Genomic DNA, 20,622 nt, shown 5'->3' with positions numbered 1-20,622 from the left:
GGCGCGATTGTCAGACAGGAGCCCGCCCATGCGTTTCGCCCATCGTCACCTTCTTGGCATCGAGCATCTGTCGCAATCCGATATCACCGAAATTCTGGATCTGGCCGAGACCTATGTCGCTATGAACCGCCAGTCGACCAAGCATTCGGATGTGCTGTCGGGACTGACCCAGATCAACATGTTCTTTGAAAACTCGACCCGCACACAGGCCAGTTTCGAACTGGCGGGCAAGCGCCTGGGTGCGGATGTGATGAACATGGCGATGCAGGCCAGTTCGATCAAGAAAGGTGAAACACTGATCGACACGGCGATGACGCTGAATGCGATGCACCCGGATCTTCTGGTGGTGCGGCACCCGCATTCCGGCGCGGTCGATCTGCTGGCGCAGAAGGTCAATTGCGCCGTTCTGAACGCCGGTGACGGCAAACATGAACACCCCACGCAAGCCCTGCTGGACGCCCTGACCATCCGTCGCGCCAAGGGTCGCCTGCACCGGCTGAACATCGCGATCTGCGGGGACGTGGCCCATTCCCGCGTGGCCCGCTCGAACCTGATCCTGCTGGGCAAGATGGAAAACCGCATCCGCCTGATTGGGCCGCCGACGCTGGTGCCCGCGCAATTCGCCGAATTCGGGGCCGAGATCTACGATGACATGAACGAGGGCCTGAAGGATGTTGACGTCGTCATGATGTTGCGCCTTCAGAAAGAACGGATGGATGGCGGGTTCATCCCTTCGGAACGCGAATACTACCACCGCTACGGGCTGGACGCCGCGAAGCTGGCGCAGGCCAAGCCAGACGCGATCGTGATGCATCCCGGCCCGATGAACCGCGGGGTCGAGATCGACGGCACATTGGCGGACGACATCAACCGGTCCGTCATTCAGGAACAGGTGGAAATGGGTGTCGCCGTCCGAATGGCCGCCATGGACCTGCTGGCCCGCAACCTGCGCGAGGCTGCATGAGCGATCTGACCGTTGCCCCCCACGAACGCGGCGTTTTGCGCCTGTTTACGCTGGACATGCGCCCGGAAGAGGCGAAGTTCCTGCGCGAACCGGGTGCCGCCGATCAGGTGCTTGGGGTCGACGGGCTGGATTCCAGCCACATCGATATCTTCCCGGTATCCGACCTCGAGGACCTCGGCCTGTACGGCTACCTGACCGAGGGCTGCGGCGTGTCTGCGGATCAGTTGGACCGGAACACTCTGGCCTCTGTCGACGGTTGGGTCATGGTCCTGCGCAGCGCGGCTTTCAACGGACACCCGGCGACGCTGAAGCCCGATCCGCGCCTACGCCTGATCGGCCTGTTCACGGAAGAGGCCACGAACTGGACCGGGGGGATCATCGAAACCGAAAGCGCCAAACCCTTTTCCGCCCCGCAAACCGCCACAGCAAGTGACACCCCCCGCCGCGTCGGATCTGCCATTCTGGCACTGGTCGCGCTTGTGGTCATCGGAGGCATCTTATGGCTGATCCTGTGATCTTCGCCCCGGACAAGGGGGCCTATATCCGCACCAACGCATGGCTGGCTGCTGTTGCCATGGCCGGTGCGATGGCCGTGCTGTGGCTGATCGGCAATCCTTACGTCTGGACCGGAGCCCCAGCTGGCCTGGCCGCCATAGGCATACGCGCGTGGTATCTGGCCTCGGAAGAACTGGTCTCGAATTGGCAATTGTCAGACACCGCGCTGACCGGTCCCGGCGGACGCAGCGTGCCGCTGAACCAGATCACAGCCGTGAATATCATGGGCAGCTTCGTCCAGGTTGTCACCAAAACCGGCGACAAGCATCTGATCAAGTACCAGTCAGACCCGGCCGCCACCAAAGCCGCGATTGAAAGGGCAATGGGATGAGCGACGAATGGTGGCGTGAGAAGATACCAGAGGGCGAACAGGTTCTATGGTTCGGGCGGCCGCATAACGGGTTTTTTCCGCCTCATCTGGGTTGGTCCTACAGGATTCTGATCGGCGCTGTCGGTCTGGCGTGGTTAGCCAGCCCCTGGTTTGCCGACACCGTGCGGGATTTCTGGAAGCTGCTCAGTTGCACGGGCGCGTTGGCATTTGTGATGTGGGCGGACCGCTTTGTTCGCTCGCAACGCGTTTATGTTGTGACGCCGCAGAACGCGTGGCAAGTCAACAAAGAACTGAAAACCAAGAAACTGGAAATCAACCGGTTCCTGAATTTCCGCACTGTGCCGTCTGCGGTGGTTTTTAACCGCCACCCCTTTTTCAGATTCGACCATCTGCCCGACCCGGATGCCGCGTTGGCCGCGCTGACCCAAGCCCGAAAGGCCCATACATGACCGCCCTGATCTTCACCAATGCCCGCCTGATCGACCCTGAAACCGGCACGGACAATCCCGGCTGGCTGCACATTGCCGACGGCCTTATTCAGGGCAAGGGCTACGGGGACGCGCCCGTCGCTGACGCTCAGGTCATCGACTGCGGCGGCAAGTGCCTCGCCCCCGGCATCGTGGATATCGGCGTCAAGGTCTGCGAGCCGGGCGAGCGGCACAAGGAAAGCTACAAATCCGCGGGTCTCGCTGCCGCGGCCGGTGGTGTGACCACCATCGTCACCCGCCCGGATACACTGCCGGCGGTCGATACACCGGAAACGCTGGAATTCGCGACCCGGCGTGCTCAGGCGGATGCACCGGTCAACGTGCTGCCGATGGCCGCGCTGACCAAGGGGCGCGAAGGGCGTGAGATGACGGAAATCGGGTTCTTGCAGGACGCAGGCGCCGTGGCCTTTACCGATTGCGATCACGTCATCACCAATACCAAGGTGTTTTCCCGCGCACTGACCTATGCGAAATCCTGCGGCGCGCTGGTGATTGCCCACCCGCAAGATCCGGGCCTGAGCCATGGCGCCGCGGCCACCAGCGGCAAATTCGCCGCCTTGCGCGGATTGCCTGCGGTCTCGCCCATGGCCGAGCGCATGGGGCTGGACCGTGACATCGCGCTGTTGGAAATGACGGGCGCGGCCTATCACGCCGACCAGATCACCACCGCCCGCGCCCTGCCTGCGCTGGAACGGGCCAAGCGCAACGGGCTGGACATCACTGCCGGCACCTCGATCCATCACCTGACGCTGAACGAGCTGGACGTGGCCGACTATCGCACCTTCTTCAAGGTCAAGCCTCCGTTGCGGTCCGAGGATGACCGGCAGGCGGTGATCGAGGCGGTGCGAACCGGTCTGATCGACACGATCAGTTCGATGCACACACCGCAGGACGAGGAAAGCAAACGGCTGCCGTTCGAAGAAGCCGCCTCGGGCGCGGTGGCGCTGGAAACGCTGTTGCCTGCGGCATTGCGCCTGTATCATGCCGACCAGTTGGACCTGCCAACACTGTTCCGGGCGATGGCATTGAACCCGGCCAAACGGCTTGGTCTGGAAAGCGGCCGATTGTCGGAAGGCGCCCCGGCGGATCTGGTTCTGTTCGACCCGGATGTGCCTTTTGTGCTTGATCGCTTTGCCTTAAAATCCAAATCTCAGAACACTCCATTTGACGGCCAGCGGATGCAAGGTAAGGTCATTTCGACCTATGTTGCAGGTAAAGAAGTGTTCCGGAGTTCCTGATGCCCCCGATCGACAACTCGACTAGCGACTTGCTCCAGTGGGCGGTGGTTGGATATCTGATGGGCTCCGTTCCCTTCGGCCTGCTGCTTGCCAAGGTCATGGGGTTGGGAAATCTGCGCGAAATCGGATCCGGAAATATCGGCGCAACCAACGTCCTGCGCACCGGCAACAAAGCCGCCGCGGCGCTGACCTTGCTGTTCGACGCGGCCAAGGGCGCGGTGGCGGTTCTGATTGCCCGTGCTTATGCCGGAGAAGACGCCGCACAGATCGCAGCCCTTTTTGCCTTTCTGGGTCATTGCTTTCCCATCTGGCTGGGTTTCAAGGGCGGGAAAGGCGTGGCCACCTTTCTGGGCCTCTGGCTGGCGCTGGACTGGCGCGTCGGAGTTGCGTGCTGTCTCAGCTGGTTGGTGGCGGCGGCGATCTGGCGGATATCTTCGGTCGGCGCGCTGGCCGCGGCCGCGCTTTCAACGACCTGGGTGCTGGTTTTGACAAACGGACAATCCTTTATCCTGGGGATTATCCTGACCCTTCTGATCTATTGGCGTCACAGCACCAACGTCGCACGGATCAAGGCCGGGACTGAACCGAAAATCGGAAAGTCGTGACACCGCCGGACGCTTTCGTTTCCGCGTTTTTCGCGCTGCCCGAAGGCAGTTTTACCGGTTCATCGGGGGATCGGCGCTATGTCGTCGTGCGCCAACAGATGGCAAAGGGGAAATCCCACAAGCTGGTTGCGCACGAATTGGGCGGCACCGACTATATCAGCATGAACCTGTATCAGACACGCCTCAGCGGCGCCCTGTTGAAGCCTTGTGAAATGGCGGCCTGCAAAGTCATCGCGTTTGTTCTGGATTTTGAACCGGACGCGTAATGTCAGGTCTGCATTTTTGAACAGACGCTCCTCTCTGGCGCACAATCACGATTCATTGTTTTGAACGTGATCCGCCTGCTTCCCAGATCGCTGTCGTGACGGTCAATTACGGGCCACACAGGACAACAATCCGGGGCCCTCGATCGGCACACTGACGAGGCTCCTTTCACGAAAGGTGGAACAATGAACAAGTTTAAATCTCTGATCGGTGGCGTCGCTCTGTCCGTTGCACTGGCAACATCCGCTCTGGCCGCTGGTGTGGACATCAACGCAAGCTCGACCGGTCTGGCCATGCAGGGTTATGACCCGGTTGCCTATTTCACCGTTGGTGAAGCCACCAAGGGCGACTATCGCATCACCGCGCTGCACGACGATGCGCTGTACCGTTTCTCGTCCGAGGAAAACAAAGCCGCCTTCGAAGCCAACCCGGAAGCCTACCTGCCTGCCTACGGGGGCTACTGTGCCTTTGGCACAGCCATGGGCTTCAAGTTCGACGGCGACCCGAACTACTGGAAAATCGTCGACAACAAGCTGTACCTGAACCTGTCGGAAGACATCCAGGAACGCTGGGAAGGCGACATCCCGGGCTTTATCGAAAGCGCGGGCGCAAAATGGGAAGACATCGCGGACAAGACCCCTGCTGAATTGCAGAAGCAATAACCCGCTGAAACTTTCAGACGTGTCGGCGGCGGAATGTTCCGCCGCCGCATGTCGTTTGAAGACCTCTCATTTCGTCCTATCTCATCTTTATCAGAAGTGGCCGTTTTCAGAGGGCACCGGCGTGTCTGTTTTTTGTTTCAACGCCAGAATACGGGCTGGAATTCGTAGGTATCACTGATCCGATAACGCGAGCGGATCGTAATGGTCTGCATAGGTGAACTGAATTTCACTTGAGCAGAGTGACAATCGAAAGGAAATGAGATGACTTTGAAATTGGCTCTCATCACCACTGTCGCAACCGTGGTCGCGGGATCGGCAATGGCGCAATCCTCGGGCAACTGGACCGGGTTTTATGGCGGTCTGCAACTGGGTTATGCCGATGTGGACACCAGCCTGTCCGGGGTCGACGGCGATGGCGTAATCGGTGGTATCATCCTGGGTTACGACTATGATCTGGGCGACTGGGTCGTTGGCGGCGGTTTTGACTATGACTGGACTGACGTGGGCCTGTCCGGCGCGGCAACTGTTGAAGATGTCTGGCGGTTGAAAGCGCGCGCCGGCTACAAGGTAAACCCGCAAGGTTTGCTGTACGGCACGGCAGGCTACGCCGAAGCGGGCACCGACACTCTGGGCAGTGATGACGGGTGGTTCATCGGCGCAGGCTATGAACAGATCGTGGCCCCGAATGTCAGCATTGGCGGAGAGCTGCTGTACCACGAATTCGATAACTTCAACGGAAACAATGTGGATGTCGACGCAACCACATTGCAGGTTCGTGTCTCTTACAGGTTCTGAACGGCACTCCGGATAAAGTTGAACCCGGCCTGACAGGCCGGGTTTCGCATCAAAGGTCCAGAATCGTACTGCCGGTCGTCTGCCGCGCTTCCAACGCGCGATGTGCATCGGCTACCTGATCCAGCGCAAAGCGCTGATCGATGTGGATCTTGACCTCTCTGCCCTCGACCTTGCCGAACAAGCGGCGCGCCATTGCCTGACATACGGAGTGGTCCGCAATATGGGTGAACAAGGTGGGTCGGGTGATCTTGAGCGATCCTTTCCGACCCAGAACACCGATATCGAATGGCGGCACCGGCCCGGACGCGTTGCCGAAGGAAATCATCATCCCCAAGGGTTTCAGGCAGTTCAGCGACCCTTCGAACGTGTCCGCCCCGACGGAATCCATCACCACGTCCACGCCCTTGCCTTTGGTGATATCGGCCACCCGTTCGGCGAAATTCTCGGACCGATAGTTGATGCAATGCGCAGCCCCGTTGAACCGGGCGAGGCTGCATTTCTCGTCGGTCCCCGCCGTACCAATCAGGGTGATCCCTTCGGATTTCGCCCATTGGCAGGCGATCAGTCCGACCCCGCCCGCCGCTGCATGGAACAGCACAGTATCCCCGCGTTTCATCGGAGTGGTTCGGTGAAACAGGTACTCAACCGTCAAGCCCTTCAACATCATTGCCGCGGCAGCGTCGAAAGAGATGTCGTCCGGCAGAGGGCACACCTGTGCCGCAGGCATGACGCGGGCCTCGCAATACGCGCCGGGCGGGGCTGCCGCATACGCGGCCCGTTGACCGGGTTGCAGGTGCGTTACCCCGTCCCCGACGGCCTCGACGACACCCGCCGCTTCCATCCCCAAAGCATGGGGGAGTTCCAGGGGATACAATCCAGTGCGTTGATAAACATCGATGAAATTATGACCGCAGGCATGATGGCGGATACGTATTTCACCCGGTCCGGGATCGCCCAATGGCCTGTCTTCGATCCGCAACACCTCGGGCCCGCCGAATTCGTGCAATACCACCGTTTTCGCTGTTGTCTGCATCCTGACCTCCTCTTGCCTGACATCAAGCTAACATGACTGCAATGCAGGGCAATCCGTCTGGTGCCACAGTGTTGATCAGGATTCCGCCAAACTGTGCTATACTGCGACCAGGCGTTGTCGGCTGGTCCGGCCGCGGACAACCAAATGCCGGATCCATTCCGCGGCGCAATTCTCGCCAGGAAAGGGGATGAAAATGGCTAAAACAATCGGAAATCCGATCAGTTGGGCCGCCCGGAATCTGGGGGCGGCCAGTGATCATGTCTCGGATAGCGTTTCACAACTCGGAAGCGCAGATACCAAACACTTGCCGATGGTGCAGACATTGACGGTGCAGGATCTGCGCGCTTGCCTGCGGGCGGGGTATCACGACTTTGTCGAAACACGGGCGGATGCCATATTCATTGTGTTGATCTACCCGATCGCGGGGCTTTTGATGTTCGGCTTCGCCCTGAACGTCAACATGGTTCCGCTTCTGGCGCCTCTGGTCGCAGGTTTTGCCTTGATCGGTCCGGTGGCAGCTGTGGGTTTGTACGAGATCAGCCGCAAACGTGAACAAGGCAGCACGGTGCATTGGCTGGATGCGTTCGGCGTATTCCGCTCACCGGCATTCGGCGCAATTCTGGTTTTGGGCTTCTATCTGGTGATGCTTCTGCTGATCTGGCTGATGGTGGCCCAGAGCATCTATACGCATACAATGGGGCCTGAAGCCCCCGCATCACTTGGCACTTTTGCCACGCAGGCTTTCACGACGACTGCCGGCTGGACCATGATGGTTGTCGGACTCGCCGTTGGTTTCGTATTCGCTCTTTGCGCTCTGGCCGTCAGCGTCGTCAGCTTTCCGTTGCTTCTGGACCGGCAAGTCGGATTGCCGGTGGCGGTCGTGACGTCGTTTCGCGTGTTGCGTCACAACCCCGGCGTCATCTTGACTTGGGGGTTCATCGTGGCGGCCCTTCTGTTTCTGGGAGCCCTGCCGATGCTGTTGGGCCTGATCATAGTGATGCCGGTTCTGGGTCATGCCACATGGCACCTGTACCGCCGCGCGGTTGCGTGAACGCGCGGGTCTGCCCCGCGCGCGCAGAGTTCAGCCCGCGACGTTCAGAACGATCTTGCCAATATGGCCCGAGCTTTCCATGCGTGCATGGGCGGCGGCAGCCTCGGCCAGATCAAACTCGCTGTCCATGACAGGCGCAACCTTGCCGGCCTCAAGCAGAGGCCAGACAGCTTCGCGCAGGTCCTGCGCAATCCGGGCCTTGGCCAGATCGCTTTGCGGGCGCAGGGTGCTGCCGGTCAGGGTCAGGCGCTTGACCATCATCAGGGCAAAGTTCAGCTCGACCACCGGGCCTTGCAGAAACGCGATCTGGACCAGCCGCCCATCCTCGGCCAGAGCTTTGACGTTGCGCGGGATATAGTCGCCACCGACCATGTCGAGGATCAGGTTTGCCCCGCCTTCGGCCCGCATGACGGCCACAAAGTCCTCATCGCGGTAGTTGATCGCCCTTTCCGCACCCAATTTGACGCAAGCCTCGCATTTTTCATCCGACCCTGCGGTGGCAAAAACGCGGGCACCAAAAGCATTGGCCAACTGGATGGCCGTCGTGCCAATCCCGCTCGAGCCACCATGGACCAGAAATCTCTCGCCTGCTTTCAGCCCGCCCCGCGTGAACACGTTGGACCAGACGGTGAAAAAGGTCTCGGGCAGGCAGGCCGCCTCTTTCAGTCCCATGCCGGCAGGGACCGGCAGGCAATGGGCCGCAGGGGTGGCGACATATTCGGCATAGCCACCTCCCGGCAGCAACGCACAGACCTGATCGCCGACGGACAGTCCTTCGACCCCGGCCCCGACCGAGACCACTTCGCCCGAAGCCTCAAGCCCCGGCATGTCGCTGGCACCGGGCGGCGGATCGTAAGCGCCCGCGCGCTGCAACGCATCCGGGCGGTTCACCCCGGCATAGGCCACTTTCAGAACGACCTGCCCTGCACCCGGTTCGGGAATCGGACGCTCGGTCAGTTGCAAAACATCGGGACCACCCGGTTCGGTGATCTCAACAGCGCGCATCATCTGGGTCATAGGCACCTCCTTTGCCCAATGCCTAACAGGCATCAGGGCCAAGGCCCAGCACCAAGACGCGCTACTTTCGGGGGTTCAGCATCCCCGGAAGATCGGCCCGCATTTTTACCGGAGCCTTCACCTGACCCGCCAGCCAGTTCGGAACCGCCAGAAACGGTTTCAACACCGGGTTGTCGCGCATCTGTGCCTTGAACTTTTCAAACTCCATGACATTAGCGATCCGGCGATCCAGAAACTCCCACGTGCGCTGATGATCCGGGCTGTCATCGCCCAGCCAGAACAGCAGCGTCGAGGAATAGACACCCGACAAAGTGGCCCGTTTCGTGTACCAGTTCACATCATCCGAGGTGTCGCCCAGCGCATCCCAGATCAGATCGCAGGTCTGCCAAACCGCCCTGGCACCATCTGCTGCATGTGTCGGCAGGGAAAACAGTGTCATGCCCCGGCGCACCAGCTCTTTGTCCTCGACGGCCTGCAACCGGAACCGAACCGCAGCGGCAATCCTGTCACGGAATTTCAGCCCGCTCAGGTCCTCGGACTTGATGCGGTCCAGCATCGCCTGATCGCCGCGCGCGTGGTACGCCAGCGCCAGATCTACCGCCCCACGCGGACAGATCGCGCGCGCCAGGCCGTCATCCAGACCACAGTCGGAAATGGAGGCGCGGAAACTGGATTCCGACCACCCATCGAAGGGAACATGGATCAGCATTGCATCCAAAAGCTGCTGTTTTGCATCTTCATATGTGGTCGTCATGGCGGTTCTCCGGTTGTCGGCCCCAGTACTAGACAAGTTAGAGCGGCTTTGCTATACGGCCAACTCCTGCAATTTCCTTGCAACTCTATCTAGAAAGGTGGTGACAACCACATGCAGGTTAGTGTTCGCGACAACAACGTCGATCAGGCGCTTCGTGCCCTGAAGAAAAAGCTGCAGCGCGAAGGCGTGTTCCGTGAAATGAAGCTGAAGCAACATTTCGAGAAACCGTCCGAGAAAAAAGCGCGCGAGAAGGCTGAAGCGATCCGTCGTGCCCGTAAACTGGCACGCAAGAAAGCACAGCGCGAAGGTCTGCTCTAAGACTTTCCTCGTCCAGCTTTGGATGACACTATTTGACGACCCCCGAGGCATCGCCCGGGGGTTTGTCGTTTCGGGGATCGGTTTCAATCCGCCGACTCGTGGTACCGGCTGTGCGACAAGCCGCCATTTCCTCACCAGCAACATTTTGCCCGGCATTTTGCAGCGCAGCGAATCCCGCATCGGTAGCATCGGGTTGCCAAAACTCGCCTGAAGTGAACCGCCCCCTACCACCGTCGACACCCCCACCTCTAAGTGAGCCCGTCCGGAAGGACACAAACACAAACGGAGGCAAAAATGTCGACTGCAAGTACATTCGAACGCGAGATGCTGGGGCTGATAAACCAGGAACGCACATCCCGCGGGCTCAACCCGCTGCAACTTGAGACGCAGCTGAACGATTCATCCGAAGATCACAGCACCTGGATGCTGGACACAGACACGTTCAGTCACACCGGTTCGGGCGGTTCCAGTGCAACCCAGCGGATGCAAGACGCCGGATTCGATCTTGAGGGAAACTGGCGGACCGGCGAAAACATCGCATGGCAGTCCGAACGCGGGCAGCCCGGCATCAGCGATGACGTGGCGCAGTTGCACCAGAACCTGATGAACAGCCCGGGCCACCGCGCCAATATCCTGAATCCGGATTTCAAATATATCGGGATCGGCGTCGAAACCGGTGACATGCAGGGCTTTGATGCGGTGATGGTCACCCAGAACTTTGCCGCAACCGACGCGGCAGTCATGCTGGACAACGGCAATACGAACACACCGCCCGTTCCGCCAACCACGCCGGACGAAGTTGCCGTACCAGAAGAGCCGGAAGTCGAAACTCCGGACACTGACGTCACCGAAACCGAAGAGCCAGGAACTGAGACTCCCGGAACCGAAGAGCCTACACCCGAGACACCAGACACCGACGTCACCGAGACCGAAGAGCCGGAGCCCGAAACGCCGGATACTGACGTCACCGAGACCGAGGAACCGGAACCCGAAATGCCCGGAACCGAAGAACCAACACCCGATGCACCAGATACCGACGTCACCGAAACCGAAGAGCCGGAACCCGAAACGCCGGACACCGAAGTGGTTGATGGCGGTGAGCCCGAAGCATTCTGCTTTGACGTTCAGGCTTTCCTGGATGAAATCGCCAGTTTCCTCGAAAACCTGCAAGCGCAGTTTGACGAGTTCAACTGGGGTGACGATGTGAACGGCGACACGGACGTGGCAGACACCGATGATATCGACATGATGCCGACCGCCGACGCCACGCCGGAAACGGAATCCGAGCCTGCGGGCACCGAAACCGCCGACGTCGATGACTGTGACATCACAATGGTCAACTTCTTCCACTTTGACTGCATGATGGATGCAGCCTGATCAGTTGACCCTGTGGGAGGCCGGCCGTGTCGGCCTCGCATATTCCGGCTCAGAGCCTGATTTTGCTTCAATAGATCTTTGGTACGTAAAGCTCATCCGGCAAAACGCGGCGTTCGTATTCCGGGTTGTACTTGCGGTCGGGCAGATTGACCTTTTCCTGAGGCACGTCCTCGTACGGGATTTTTGTCAAAAGATGCTCGATACAGTTCAGCCTTTCGCGTTTCTTGTCATTGCCCTCGACGATGTACCACGGGGCCTCGGGAATATTGGTTCGGAAAAGCATATCCTCTTTTGCCTTTGTGTAGGATTCCCAGCGGATGCGGGATTCCAGATCCATCGGCGACAGCTTCCATTGTTTCATCGGATCGTGAATACGCATGAGGAATCGCAACTGCTGTTCCTCGTCCGTGATCGAGAACCAGTATTTCAGCAGAATGATCCCTGACCGCACCAGCATCCGTTCGAATTCGGGGACGTCCTGAAAGAACTGTTCAACCTGGTCCTCGGACGCAAAACCCATCACCCGCTCGACCCCCGCCCGGTTGTACCACGAGCGGTCGAACAGAACGATTTCTCCCGCCGCCGGCAGATGCGGTACATAGCGCTGGAAATACCACTGGCTTTGTTCGCGGCGGCTGGGTGCCGGCAACGCGACCACGCGCGCCACGCGCGGGTTCAGACGCTGGGTGATCCGCTTGATCACACCCCCTTTACCGGCACTGTCACGGCCTTCAAACAGGATACAGACCTTGGCCCCGGTATGCTGTACCCAGTCCTGAACCTTGATCAGTTCGGCTTGCAGGCGCAGCAGGTTGCGGAAGTAAACCTTGCGATCCAACATGTCCGGATGCTGTTCCCGATAGATTTTCCGGACTTCCATCGACAGCATCGGCTCACTGAATTCTATCTCGAAATCTTCGTCCAGCGTATCCTCGAGCTCGGCTTCCAGCCAGTCTTTGGGGGCGCCAGTGTTTTCGTTGTCCAAGGTCAGCTCCTTCTCGGTCTTCGGGTTCGGACCATATCGGACCCGTGTAACCACCTGATGTCATCAGATAAATTGATGCGAGGGTCACGAGTCCTGCGGCTGTTGTCACGCCTGCAAATCAGGTCCAGCGCGGGTATACGGTCTTTCCCCTGAATTTGTACATCTGGCCCGCGGGATACAAGCGTCTGAATTGACGCAATGCATTGCGCTTCACCATGGCTGCTTGCATTGCCTCGTTTTGGTGCGGCATCACGGGGTGCGTGAAACAGATGAGACGATTGTGACATTCCTTCTTTCCGCGTTGCTCGCGATCTGGCCCTGGCTTGTTCTGATATCAGCGCAATTGATGGCGCTGGCCCGGCGGACAGGCATCGGCTTGTCGTTGCTGGTTTTGTTCATCAGCATTGCCTCGGTGACAGGATTGATGTCACCCTGGGTGATCGCTGCCGGCCTGCTGTTCGGACTGGCCCATTTCGCCGGAGGTCCGGCGCTCGTGGGTTTTGCTTCCATTCTCGGGCTGGCCTGCGGATTGGGATACTATGCAACCAGGCGCCTGTGGGTACCTGTTGCGATGCATTTCGGCTTCAACCTGACCCACCTTTTTCTGTTCACCTATCCTGGCCCCTTATGAAAATCACACGGGCAAGGCAGTGGTCTTGAACACGGTACGCAGGGCAAACGAGCTTTGCATTTGCGCCACCCCGGGCAAGCGCGACAGGTATTGGCGATGGATGCGGGCGAAATCTTCGGTGTTTTCCGCCACGACTTTCAGAATGTAATCCGCCGTACCGGCCATCAGATGGCATTCCAGCACATCCGGGATCCGGGCCACCGCTTTTTCAAACGCATCCAGAACCTCTTCGGCCTGACCCTGTAGCGTGATCTCGACAAAGACCGTTGTCGGCACGTTCATCTTCCGGGCATCCAGCAAAGCCACGTAGTTGCGGATATACCCGTCAACCTCAAGCCTTTGTACGCGCCGGTGGCAAGCGGACGGAGACAGGTTGACCTGTTCAGACAACTCCGAATTCGACATCCTGCCGTTTTTCTGAAGTGCCGCCAGAATCTTTCGATCAGTCGCGTCCAAGCTCATTGCTGCAATTCCTTTGCATGATTTTTGTAAACTACGCGAAATTCTTCCAAAGAAAACCGCATTGACACGTTTTCTTTCACAGAAATTGCACTGAAAATGCACATAATTTAGGCAGTTTATGAACGGAGACCCCCATGAAGATCGGTTGCCCCAAGGAAATCAAACCCCAGGAATTCCGCGTCGGGATGACGCCCAATGCTGCTCAGGAAGCTGTTGCACGTGGTCACGAAGTCCTTATCGAATCCGGTGCAGGCATCGGCGCAGGTTTCGACAATGACGCCTATGTCGCGGCAGGCGCGCATATCATCGACACTGCGGAGGAAGTATTTGCCACCGCCGACATGATCGTGAAGGTCAAGGAACCCCAGGCCGTGGAACGCAAGATGCTGCGCGAAGGGCAGCTGCTGTTCACTTATCTGCACCTGGCTCCGGACCCGGATCAAACGCATGACCTGCTGGAATCGGGTTGTACTGCCATCGCCTATGAGACCGTAACCGACGCGAACGGCGGCCTGCCTCTGCTGGCACCGATGTCCGAAGTCGCCGGTCGCCTGGCCCCTCAGGTCGGGTCGTGGACACTGCAAAAGGCCAATGGCGGGCGCGGCGTTCTGATGGGTGGCGTACCCGGTGTCGGCCCTGCCAAAGTGGTCGTTATCGGCGGCGGCGTCGTAGGGACCCATGCGGCGAAGATCGCTGCCGGAATGGGCGCGGATGTCACCGTTCTGGATCGCTCCTTGCCGCGGCTGCGCTATCTGGATGACGTCTTTGGCGGAACCTTCAAGAACCAGTATTCGACCGCAGGCGCCACGGCCGAGCTGATCCAGGATGCCGATATGGTCATCGGTGCCGTTCTGATCCCCGGCGCTGCGGCTCCGAAACTTGTCTCGCGAGCTCAGCTGTCGACGATGAAACCCGGTGCCGTACTTGTCGATGTTGCCATCGACCAGGGTGGGTGCTTCGAGACGTCAAAAGCCACCACCCATGCCGATCCGATCTACGATGTCGATGGCATCATGCACTACTGCGTTGCCAACATGCCGGGCGCCGTTGCGCGCACCTCGACCATCGCCCTGGGCAACGCCACGATGCCATTCATGCTGTCTCTGGCGGATAAAGGCTGGAAACAGGCGTGTCAGGACGATCCGCATCTGCTGGAAGGCCTGAACGTCCACGCTGGCAAGCTGACCTACTATGCGGTCGGCAAGGCCCTTGGTATCGACGTTGTTTCACCCAACGTGATCGTCAAGTCGTAAACACTCCCGCCCCTGAAATCGCTTTTGAAAAGCGATTTCCAGCGTTGGGCATAGCGCCACGCCGCAGGCGTGGCGCGGTCGGACTCGAGGCGACGGTTTGAACAAAGAAAAGGGCACCGCGCCCTTGCGCGGTGCCCGGCCCAACGGGAGGAGGGCATTTTCGAATGCCCGATCGACGGGCGGGAGCCGTCACCCTTGTTTCTGGATCTCCACCGAATGGGGATAAGGGATCGAAATACCTTTGTCGTCAAAGGCTTCCTTGATCGTTTTCGTCAGCTCGAATTTGACATCCCAATAGTCTGGTGCCGAGCACCACAGCCGTGCCGTCAGATCCACCGAACTGTCACCCAGGTTCGTAACCCGAACCCATGGTTCCGGGTCGCTGTGAATGCGACTGTCCGCTTTGGCCACATCCAGAATGATCTGCATGGCTTTGTCCGCGCTGTCCCCGTAGTCGATTCCGAACACCAGATCGACACGGCGCGTGTCATGGGCAGAGTAGTTCGTGATGATCGAACCCCATGACTGACCGTTCGGAACGATGATCTGCACATTATCAGGCGTCACCAGCTCGGTCGTGAACAGGTTCAGGTCCTTTACGGTGCCCGACGTGCCGCCGATATCAACAAACTGACCCAGCTTGTAGGGCCGGAAGACAACCAGCATCACACCGGCGGCCAGATCGCTGAGCGTGCCTTGAAGCGCCAGACCGATGGCCAGCGATGCGGCACCCAGAATGGCGACGATGCTGGTGGCTTCAATTCCGAAGATACCCAGAACGGCAACCAGAACCATGGCGAGAATAGCCCATTTGACCAGGCTTGCCGAAAAGTTCCCAAGCGTCGGATCAATATGCGGCGTCGAATTGATCCGGCGGCGAACCATGCCGCCGATTGCACCAGCTACGATCCAGCCCAGGATCAGAACGACAAGCGCCTTGACGGCACTCATGATCAGCGGGGCATATGCTCCCACCTGTGTTACGACCTCATCCACGCCCATCTCCTTTCAACAGCAAGAAACCCGCGAGGTTTTCGCGGGGGTCACCAGATTGTGAGCCAAGTTTGATTTCCGGTCTAGGTGCCAGTTTCACTGGAATTCCCCTCTGTTCGCCAGAAAACACGGCCTGACCGGAAATGCACATTGCAAAGGGCTTAATTAATTCAGGCGTGGCCCCTAGCTTTTACACAGACACCCAAACAGGAGCCCCCAATGCTGGACAACAACCCTCATCCGATCATGGCGCGTTGGCCCGCGCAATCCCCGGACAGGATTCAACTGTATTCCTATCCGACTCCAAACGGCGTAAAGGCGTCGATCATGCTGGAGGAAACCGGCCTGCCCTATGAGCCCCATCTGGTGACGCTATCGGATGCGGATGTCAAAAGCCCCGCGTTTCTGTCGCTGAACCCAAACAACAAAATCCCCGCCATCATCGATCCCAACGGGCCGGACGGTAAGCCGCTGACCCTGTTCGAAAGCGGCGCGATCCTGCTGTATCTGGCCGAGAAATCAGGCAAGTTGCTGGGACAAAGCGCAGCAGACAAGCATCGCATTACACAATGGCTGATGTTCCAGATGGGGGGCGTGGGACCAATGTTTGGTCAGCTTGGCTTTTTCTACAAATTCGCAGGCAGCGAAATCGAAGACCCCCGACCGCGCGAACGCTATATCAACGAGGCCAAACGCCTTCTGAACGTGGTCAACATGCAACTGGACGGGCGGGACTGGATCGCAGGCGGTTACTCCATCGCCGATATCGCTCTTGCCCCCTGGCTGAATGCTTTGGACTTCTATGGCGCGAAAGAGGTTGTCGGCTGGGACGACTACGCCAATGTCGTCGCCTATGTCGACCGTTTCATGCAGCGCCCGGCGGTGCAGCGCGGCAAGACCGTACCCGCACGCGCTTAAACGGTTTCGCGATAGGAAGGGTGCCAAAGCTGGCACCCTCTTCGCAAAGCTCAGCCCGGCAGTGCGCCCGTCAGCACATACCGCAGGATTTCGACCACCTGCGCGGGCTTTTCCGCCACGGCCAACGCGGCTGCATCAACTTCTTTCAACGCGTGCTGATGGTCGGGACCGTGCAGCACGATGATGGATTTGCCCAGCGCTGCGGCATAGCCCGCATCAAAAGCCGCGTTCCACTGTTTGTACTTGTCGCCAAACCGGACAACCACCACGTCAGCATCCGAAATGCCCTTGCGGGTCCGGATCGCGTTGACCATCGCACCCTTGTGGTCATGCCAGTATTTGTTCGGCTCTTCCCCAAGAATGGCAACGCCGCAATCGTCGCTTGCCGCGTGGTCCGTCACCGGGCCGTTGAAGGTGATATCCAACCCCTGTGCGCCGTCGATGATCTGTTCGCGCCAATCGGTATGGATTTCGCCAGAGAGGTACACGTTCAGCATCTTTCGTCCTCCGTAAACACGCAAAAGGGCGCCACCGCCCCTTCATCTTTTCTGAAATACTCCCGCCGGAGGCGGCCCTGCATCAGCCCCGCAGAACACCGCCGGTCGCCTTGGAGACTTTGGCGATAATCTTTTCGGCCACCGCTTCGATGTCCTTTTCCTTCAGCGTCTGGTCCGCGGGCTGCAAACGTACTGTGATGGCCAGAGATTTTTTCCCTTCACCCAAGCTGCCGCCGATGAATTCGTCAAAGACACGCACATCTTCGATCAGTGCCTTATCGGCACCAGCTGCCGCGTTCACCAATGTCAGCGCCTCGACACTTTCATCAACGACAAAGGCAAAATCCCGTTCGACCGCTTGCAAATCACGCAATTCCAATGCGGCACGTGTGGCACCGGACTTGCGGGGCAAGGGAACCTCGTCCGGCCAGATCGTAAAGGCCATTGCCGGACCCTTGATATCCATCGCCTGCAACACGCGCGGGTGCAGTTCACCAAAGACACCCAGCACCTTTTTCGGCCCCAGGCAGATCTTGCCGTGACGACCCGGATGCCACCAGGCATCGCCGTCGCGCAGAATCTGTACCTTGGCCGGTGCTCCGATCGCCGCAAGAACGGCCTCGGCATCCGCCTTGGCATCAAAGACATCCACCGGGCGCGAGGCCCCGTGCACATCCTTGGGGCCGTTGCGGCCAACCAGCAGGCCGGCGATCTGGGTTTTCTGGTCGCCGGGTTCGCCATCATGGAAAACAGGTCCGACTTCGAACAGGGCGACGTCGGCATATCCGCGTGCCTGATTGCGCGCCGCGGCCTGCAACAATCCGGGCAGCAGATCGGGGCGCATGTGGCTCATCTCGGACGAGATCGGGTTTTCCAGCATGGTCGCGTCATCCCCGCCACCGAACAAAGCAGCCGAAGCCTGATCGATGAACGTATAGCTGACGCATTCGTTGTAACCCAGCGCAGCGCAGGTGCGGCGCGCCATGGACTGGCGGCGTTGCATCGGTGTCATCACCGGCTTGGGAATACCATCGGTGACACGCGGCAAGGGCTTGCCCTGCAATTTGGTCAACGAGGCGATCCGTGCGACCTCTTCCACCAGATCGGCCTCACCCATGATATCGGGGCGCCAGCTGGGCACGTGGGCCATCTCGCCCTCCAGACGGAAACCCAGACGGGTCAGCGTCTGACGCTGCTCGCTTTCGGGAATGTCCATCCCGACCAGAGACTGCACCCGTTCGGCATCCAGCTTGTACGCACGCGCGTGGTTCGGCGCTTTGCCTGCCTCGACCACTTTGGACGCTTCACCGCCGCAGATGTCCAGAATCAACTGGGTTGCGTGCTCGAGCCCTTCCAGCGTGTATTCAGGGTCCACGCCGCGTTCGAACCGATACCGCGCGTCCGAATTGATCTTCAGCGCCCGACCCGTCAGCGCGATCTGCACATGATCCCAGAACGCGCTTTCCAGGAACACATTCACAGTGTCCTCGGTGCAGCCGGTTTCCTGACCGCCCATGATGCCTGCGATGGATTCCGGCCCTTTGTCATCGGAAATAACCATCATGCCGGGCTGAAGCGTGTATTCCTTTTCGTCCAGCGCCACCAGGGTTTCACCGCCTTTGGCGCGATGAACGCGAAGGTTGCCCTGCACCTTGTCCGCGTCAAACACATGCAGCGGGCGGTTATGGTCAAAGGTCATGTAGTTGGTGATATCCACCAGCGCCGAAATCGGACGCAGCCCGATCGCCTTCAACTGATCCTGCAACCACTGCGGGCTGGGGCCGTTCTTGACGCCCTTGATAAGGCGGCCCGTGAAATGCGGGCAACCATCCAGCGTATCCTCGTCAATCGATACTTTGATCGGGCTTTCGAAATCGCCTGGCACCGGCACGTAATCGCGCTGTTTCAGAGTGCCGATCCCACGCGCCGCCAGATCACGCGCGATGCCTTCCACGCCCAGCGCATCCGGCCGGTTCGGAGTGATCGCGATCTCGATCACCGGATCGATCTTGGCGGGGTCGTTCTCGGCAAGCCAATCAACGAATCTGTCACCGACCTCGCCCGAGGGCAATTCAATGATGCCGTCATGTTCGTCCGACAATTCCAGCTCGCGCTCGGACGCCATCATGCCAAAGCTTTCGACACCGCGGATTTTGCCGACGCTGATCGTCAGGTCCAATCCGGGGATATACATGCCCGGCTTGCAGACGACGACAGTGATCCCTTCGCGGGCGTTGGGCGCGCCGCAGATGATCTGCAATTCGCCTTCATCCGTGTCCACCTTGCAGACGCGCAGCTTGTCGGCGTCGGGGTGTTTTTCCGCGTGTTTCACATAGCCCAGCGTAAAGTCCTTGAGCTTGTCAGCCGGGTTGATGACCTCTTCGACCTCAAGGCCAAGGTCGGTCAACGCCTCAGTGATCTCATCAACCGACGCATCGGTATCGAGGTGGTCTTTCAGCCAGGACAGAGTGAATTTCATTGCTCGGGGCCTTTTTTGGCAAACATCCAGTCGGCACAGGCAATGACAAAGAATGCGCCAAGGTGCAAGCGCTGCGGGTCACGGATAGGTGGGGGTGCGGCCCAAAAGCTCGTCCAGTTGCCGCCCGATCCAGCCATGCGGGATGAAATGCCCGCCCGGATGGGTGTCCAGCACCACCTGCCCCTGCGCACAATCGGTCCATTCCACACGGCTGAGCGTCAGGAACGGTCTCACGCTCCAATCCCCGCGCGGGGTTGCGCCGTTGCAGTCAAACTTCGCTTTCCACAGCGCCACCGGATAGGTGGTATCGCCGCCCGGTCCAAAGGGAAAACCCATCACCGTATCGTCCAGCCCATGCACGTGGCGCACCTCGCGCGGGGCTTCGGGGCAATCTTCGGTCTGGCGGATGCTGCCCGCAACGGCCAGCAAGGCGGAGATGTCATTGCCCGACTGGCAGACATAGCGCCACGCCATCGCACCGCCATAGGAATAGCCCGAGACATAGATGCGTTCGGGATCAATCGGATAACGCTTGGCGACATCTTCCAGCACCGCGTCAGCAAAGGGCACATCGCCCGTATCCGATGTCCAGAAATCCCAGCTTTTGCCCAACCCGTTCGGGGCGACCAGCAACACACCGCGCAGCTTGGTCGCGCCCGCAATGCGTTCGTGGTTCACCACCACAGTCCCCTGCCGCGCCCAGCCGTGGAAATGCAGCAGAACCGGCAGAGGCGTATCGCCATCCCACCCGTCCGGCTCCAGCACGTGGTACGAACGGTCGCCAACCTGACAAGCGGTATCGCCGTGGCATTCGGTATTCCAAGGCCCCATGGCAAAGGCCGGTGTGGCTGTCATCAGAAGGAGAAGCAGTCGATAGATCATGGGCCTGACCCTACCCAGCCTGAGCGCCGAGTCACGTCACAAGCCCGTGGGGCAATGTAACAAGCCGCGC

Annotated in this window: 24 protein-coding genes; 15 read left to right on the top strand and 9 right to left on the bottom strand. The window is 59.3% G+C overall.

From position 1 onward, the window contains the following. Positions 1-28 precede the first annotated feature (28 nt). From NOR97_RS00640 to NOR97_RS00600, 9 genes are all read left to right on the top strand, one after another. Positions 29-964, top strand: a complete 936-nt coding sequence (locus NOR97_RS00640; RefSeq protein ID WP_170346299.1) for an aspartate carbamoyltransferase catalytic subunit — start codon at positions 29-31, stop codon at positions 962-964. Beyond that, a complete protein-coding gene (locus NOR97_RS00635) occupies positions 961-1,479 on the top strand; it encodes a hypothetical protein (RefSeq protein WP_257599913.1) in 519 nt (172 codons plus the stop codon). The genes NOR97_RS00640 and NOR97_RS00635 overlap by 4 nt, the downstream gene beginning before the upstream one ends. Beyond that, positions 1,464-1,850, top strand: a complete 387-nt coding sequence (locus NOR97_RS00630; protein WP_171616876.1) for a hypothetical protein — start codon at positions 1,464-1,466, stop codon at positions 1,848-1,850. Before NOR97_RS00635 ends, NOR97_RS00630 begins: the two co-directional genes overlap by 16 nt. Beyond that, entirely contained in the window at positions 1,847-2,299 is a 453-nt protein-coding gene (locus NOR97_RS00625) for a hypothetical protein (RefSeq protein ID WP_257599912.1), read from the top strand. Before NOR97_RS00630 ends, NOR97_RS00625 begins: the two co-directional genes overlap by 4 nt. Then, complete coding sequence (gene pyrC, locus NOR97_RS00620; protein WP_257599911.1) at positions 2,296-3,576, top strand: dihydroorotase; 1,281 nt, start codon at positions 2,296-2,298, stop codon at positions 3,574-3,576. Before NOR97_RS00625 ends, pyrC begins: the two co-directional genes overlap by 4 nt. Beyond that, complete coding sequence (gene plsY / locus NOR97_RS00615; protein WP_257599910.1) at positions 3,576-4,181, top strand: glycerol-3-phosphate 1-O-acyltransferase PlsY; 606 nt, start codon at positions 3,576-3,578, stop codon at positions 4,179-4,181. The genes pyrC and plsY overlap by 1 nt, the downstream gene beginning before the upstream one ends. Then, positions 4,178-4,447 carry a hypothetical protein gene (locus tag NOR97_RS00610; RefSeq protein WP_170346294.1) on the top strand — a complete coding sequence of 90 codons (270 nt, stop codon included), beginning with the start codon at positions 4,178-4,180 and terminating at the stop codon, positions 4,445-4,447. Before plsY ends, NOR97_RS00610 begins: the two co-directional genes overlap by 4 nt. A gap of 183 nt (positions 4,448-4,630) precedes the next feature. Beyond that, positions 4,631-5,107: a YHS domain-containing (seleno)protein gene (locus NOR97_RS00605; protein WP_170346293.1), complete on the top strand. Its 477-nt coding sequence runs from the start codon at positions 4,631-4,633 to the stop codon at positions 5,105-5,107. Positions 5,108-5,368: 261 nt separating this feature from the next. Next, positions 5,369-5,902, top strand: a complete 534-nt coding sequence (locus NOR97_RS00600; protein ID WP_170346292.1) for an outer membrane protein — start codon at positions 5,369-5,371, stop codon at positions 5,900-5,902. A gap of 49 nt (positions 5,903-5,951) precedes the next feature. Here NOR97_RS00600 and NOR97_RS00595 read toward each other — a convergent pair whose 3' ends face one another. Further along, positions 5,952-6,935 (bottom strand): quinone oxidoreductase, encoded by a 984-nt coding sequence (locus NOR97_RS00595; protein WP_257599909.1) that lies wholly within the window; start codon positions 6,933-6,935, stop codon positions 5,952-5,954. A gap of 193 nt (positions 6,936-7,128) precedes the next feature. Between NOR97_RS00595 and NOR97_RS00590 the strand changes: the two genes are divergently transcribed. Next, a complete protein-coding gene (locus NOR97_RS00590) occupies positions 7,129-7,986 on the top strand; it encodes a DUF2189 domain-containing protein (RefSeq protein WP_210093361.1) in 858 nt (285 codons plus the stop codon). A 30-nt stretch (positions 7,987-8,016) separates the two neighbouring features. Here the strand turns inward: NOR97_RS00590 and NOR97_RS00585 are convergent, their stop codons facing one another. Both NOR97_RS00585 and NOR97_RS00580 read right to left on the bottom strand, forming a co-directional pair. Beyond that, positions 8,017-9,003: an NAD(P)H-quinone oxidoreductase gene (locus NOR97_RS00585; protein WP_257599908.1), complete on the bottom strand. Its 987-nt coding sequence runs from the start codon at positions 9,001-9,003 to the stop codon at positions 8,017-8,019. 61 nt (positions 9,004-9,064) lie between these two features. After that, entirely contained in the window at positions 9,065-9,757 is a 693-nt protein-coding gene (locus NOR97_RS00580) for a COQ9 family protein (protein WP_257599907.1), read from the bottom strand. A 111-nt stretch (positions 9,758-9,868) separates the two neighbouring features. Between NOR97_RS00580 and rpsU the strand changes: the two genes are divergently transcribed. Both rpsU and NOR97_RS00570 read left to right on the top strand, forming a co-directional pair. Beyond that, a complete protein-coding gene (gene rpsU / locus NOR97_RS00575) occupies positions 9,869-10,075 on the top strand; it encodes a 30S ribosomal protein S21 (protein WP_005614280.1) in 207 nt (68 codons plus the stop codon). A 294-nt stretch (positions 10,076-10,369) separates the two neighbouring features. After that, positions 10,370-11,452 carry a CAP domain-containing protein gene (locus NOR97_RS00570; RefSeq protein WP_257599906.1) on the top strand — a complete coding sequence of 361 codons (1,083 nt, stop codon included), beginning with the start codon at positions 10,370-10,372 and terminating at the stop codon, positions 11,450-11,452. A 67-nt stretch (positions 11,453-11,519) separates the two neighbouring features. Here the strand turns inward: NOR97_RS00570 and ppk2 are convergent, their stop codons facing one another. Further along, positions 11,520-12,437 carry a polyphosphate kinase 2 gene (gene ppk2 / locus NOR97_RS00565; RefSeq protein ID WP_371419726.1) on the bottom strand — a complete coding sequence of 306 codons (918 nt, stop codon included), beginning with the start codon at positions 12,435-12,437 and terminating at the stop codon, positions 11,520-11,522. Positions 12,438-12,717: 280 nt separating this feature from the next. Here ppk2 and NOR97_RS00560 point away from each other — a divergent pair, with 280 nt between their 5' ends. Then, positions 12,718-13,068 carry a CPBP family intramembrane glutamic endopeptidase gene (locus NOR97_RS00560; protein WP_257599905.1) on the top strand — a complete coding sequence of 117 codons (351 nt, stop codon included), beginning with the start codon at positions 12,718-12,720 and terminating at the stop codon, positions 13,066-13,068. Between the two features lie 3 nt (positions 13,069-13,071). On the opposite strand, the gene NOR97_RS00555 is transcribed toward NOR97_RS00560, so the two are convergent. Further along, on the bottom strand, positions 13,072-13,530 hold the full coding sequence (locus tag NOR97_RS00555; RefSeq protein ID WP_117870496.1) for an Lrp/AsnC family transcriptional regulator: 459 nt from the start codon (positions 13,528-13,530) through the stop codon (positions 13,072-13,074). Positions 13,531-13,664: 134 nt separating this feature from the next. On the opposite strand from NOR97_RS00555, the gene ald reads away from it, so the two are divergent. Continuing rightward, positions 13,665-14,783 (top strand): alanine dehydrogenase, encoded by a 1,119-nt coding sequence (ald, locus tag NOR97_RS00550; RefSeq protein WP_170346284.1) that lies wholly within the window; start codon positions 13,665-13,667, stop codon positions 14,781-14,783. Between the two features lie 189 nt (positions 14,784-14,972). Here ald and NOR97_RS00545 read toward each other — a convergent pair whose 3' ends face one another. After that, entirely contained in the window at positions 14,973-15,785 is an 813-nt protein-coding gene (locus NOR97_RS00545) for a mechanosensitive ion channel family protein (RefSeq protein ID WP_174818464.1), read from the bottom strand. Positions 15,786-15,995: 210 nt separating this feature from the next. On the opposite strand from NOR97_RS00545, the gene NOR97_RS00540 reads away from it, so the two are divergent. Continuing rightward, the gene (locus tag NOR97_RS00540) at positions 15,996-16,694 is read left to right on the top strand and encodes a glutathione S-transferase family protein (RefSeq protein ID WP_257599904.1); all 699 of its coding nucleotides are present in this window, start codon (positions 15,996-15,998) and stop codon (positions 16,692-16,694) included. 50 nt (positions 16,695-16,744) lie between these two features. Here the strand turns inward: NOR97_RS00540 and NOR97_RS00535 are convergent, their stop codons facing one another. The 3 genes from NOR97_RS00535 to NOR97_RS00525 all read right to left on the bottom strand — a co-directional run bounded on the left by NOR97_RS00535 (position 16,745) and on the right by NOR97_RS00525 (position 20,552). Next, positions 16,745-17,191, bottom strand: a complete 447-nt coding sequence (locus tag NOR97_RS00535) for a YtoQ family protein (protein ID WP_170346281.1) — start codon at positions 17,189-17,191, stop codon at positions 16,745-16,747. An 82-nt stretch (positions 17,192-17,273) separates the two neighbouring features. Further along, positions 17,274-19,670 (bottom strand): phenylalanine--tRNA ligase subunit beta, encoded by a 2,397-nt coding sequence (pheT, locus tag NOR97_RS00530; protein ID WP_257599903.1) that lies wholly within the window; start codon positions 19,668-19,670, stop codon positions 17,274-17,276. Between the two features lie 78 nt (positions 19,671-19,748). Then, positions 19,749-20,552: a PHB depolymerase family esterase gene (locus tag NOR97_RS00525; protein WP_170346279.1), complete on the bottom strand. Its 804-nt coding sequence runs from the start codon at positions 20,550-20,552 to the stop codon at positions 19,749-19,751. Between the last annotated feature and the right edge of the window lie 70 nt (positions 20,553-20,622).

Origin of the sequence: Ruegeria sp. YS9, from assembly GCF_024628725.1 — a bacterium.
Classification (GTDB): Bacteria; Pseudomonadota; Alphaproteobacteria; order Rhodobacterales; family Rhodobacteraceae; genus Ruegeria; species Ruegeria atlantica_C.
Note: the sequence above shows the minus strand (reverse complement) of the source record. Positions and strands in the feature narration are given on the sequence as shown.

Coding starts and splice junctions, on each gene's coding strand:
- rpsU (WP_005614280.1), top strand. CDS start 9,869: ATGCAGGTTAGTGTTCGCGACAACAACGTCGATCAGGCGCTTCGTGCC.
- NOR97_RS00625 (WP_257599912.1), top strand. CDS start 1,847: ATGAGCGACGAATGGTGGCGTGAGAAGATACCAGAGGGCGAACAGGTT.
- NOR97_RS00580 (WP_257599907.1), bottom strand. CDS start 9,757: ATGACGACCACATATGAAGATGCAAAACAGCAGCTTTTGGATGCAATG.
- plsY (WP_257599910.1), top strand. CDS start 3,576: ATGCCCCCGATCGACAACTCGACTAGCGACTTGCTCCAGTGGGCGGTG.
- NOR97_RS00525 (WP_170346279.1), bottom strand. CDS start 20,552: ATGATCTATCGACTGCTTCTCCTTCTGATGACAGCCACACCGGCCTTT.
- NOR97_RS00540 (WP_257599904.1), top strand. CDS start 15,996: ATGCTGGACAACAACCCTCATCCGATCATGGCGCGTTGGCCCGCGCAA.
- NOR97_RS00600 (WP_170346292.1), top strand. CDS start 5,369: ATGACTTTGAAATTGGCTCTCATCACCACTGTCGCAACCGTGGTCGCG.
- ald (WP_170346284.1), top strand. CDS start 13,665: ATGAAGATCGGTTGCCCCAAGGAAATCAAACCCCAGGAATTCCGCGTC.
- NOR97_RS00635 (WP_257599913.1), top strand. CDS start 961: ATGAGCGATCTGACCGTTGCCCCCCACGAACGCGGCGTTTTGCGCCTG.
- NOR97_RS00555 (WP_117870496.1), bottom strand. CDS start 13,530: ATGAGCTTGGACGCGACTGATCGAAAGATTCTGGCGGCACTTCAGAAA.
- NOR97_RS00605 (WP_170346293.1), top strand. CDS start 4,631: ATGAACAAGTTTAAATCTCTGATCGGTGGCGTCGCTCTGTCCGTTGCA.
- pheT (WP_257599903.1), bottom strand. CDS start 19,670: ATGAAATTCACTCTGTCCTGGCTGAAAGACCACCTCGATACCGATGCG.
- NOR97_RS00545 (WP_174818464.1), bottom strand. CDS start 15,785: ATGGGCGTGGATGAGGTCGTAACACAGGTGGGAGCATATGCCCCGCTG.
- NOR97_RS00570 (WP_257599906.1), top strand. CDS start 10,370: ATGTCGACTGCAAGTACATTCGAACGCGAGATGCTGGGGCTGATAAAC.
- NOR97_RS00630 (WP_171616876.1), top strand. CDS start 1,464: ATGGCTGATCCTGTGATCTTCGCCCCGGACAAGGGGGCCTATATCCGC.
- NOR97_RS00640 (WP_170346299.1), top strand. CDS start 29: ATGCGTTTCGCCCATCGTCACCTTCTTGGCATCGAGCATCTGTCGCAA.
- NOR97_RS00590 (WP_210093361.1), top strand. CDS start 7,129: ATGGCTAAAACAATCGGAAATCCGATCAGTTGGGCCGCCCGGAATCTG.
- pyrC (WP_257599911.1), top strand. CDS start 2,296: ATGACCGCCCTGATCTTCACCAATGCCCGCCTGATCGACCCTGAAACC.
- NOR97_RS00585 (WP_257599908.1), bottom strand. CDS start 9,003: ATGACCCAGATGATGCGCGCTGTTGAGATCACCGAACCGGGTGGTCCC.
- NOR97_RS00535 (WP_170346281.1), bottom strand. CDS start 17,191: ATGCTGAACGTGTACCTCTCTGGCGAAATCCATACCGATTGGCGCGAA.
- NOR97_RS00595 (WP_257599909.1), bottom strand. CDS start 6,935: ATGCAGACAACAGCGAAAACGGTGGTATTGCACGAATTCGGCGGGCCC.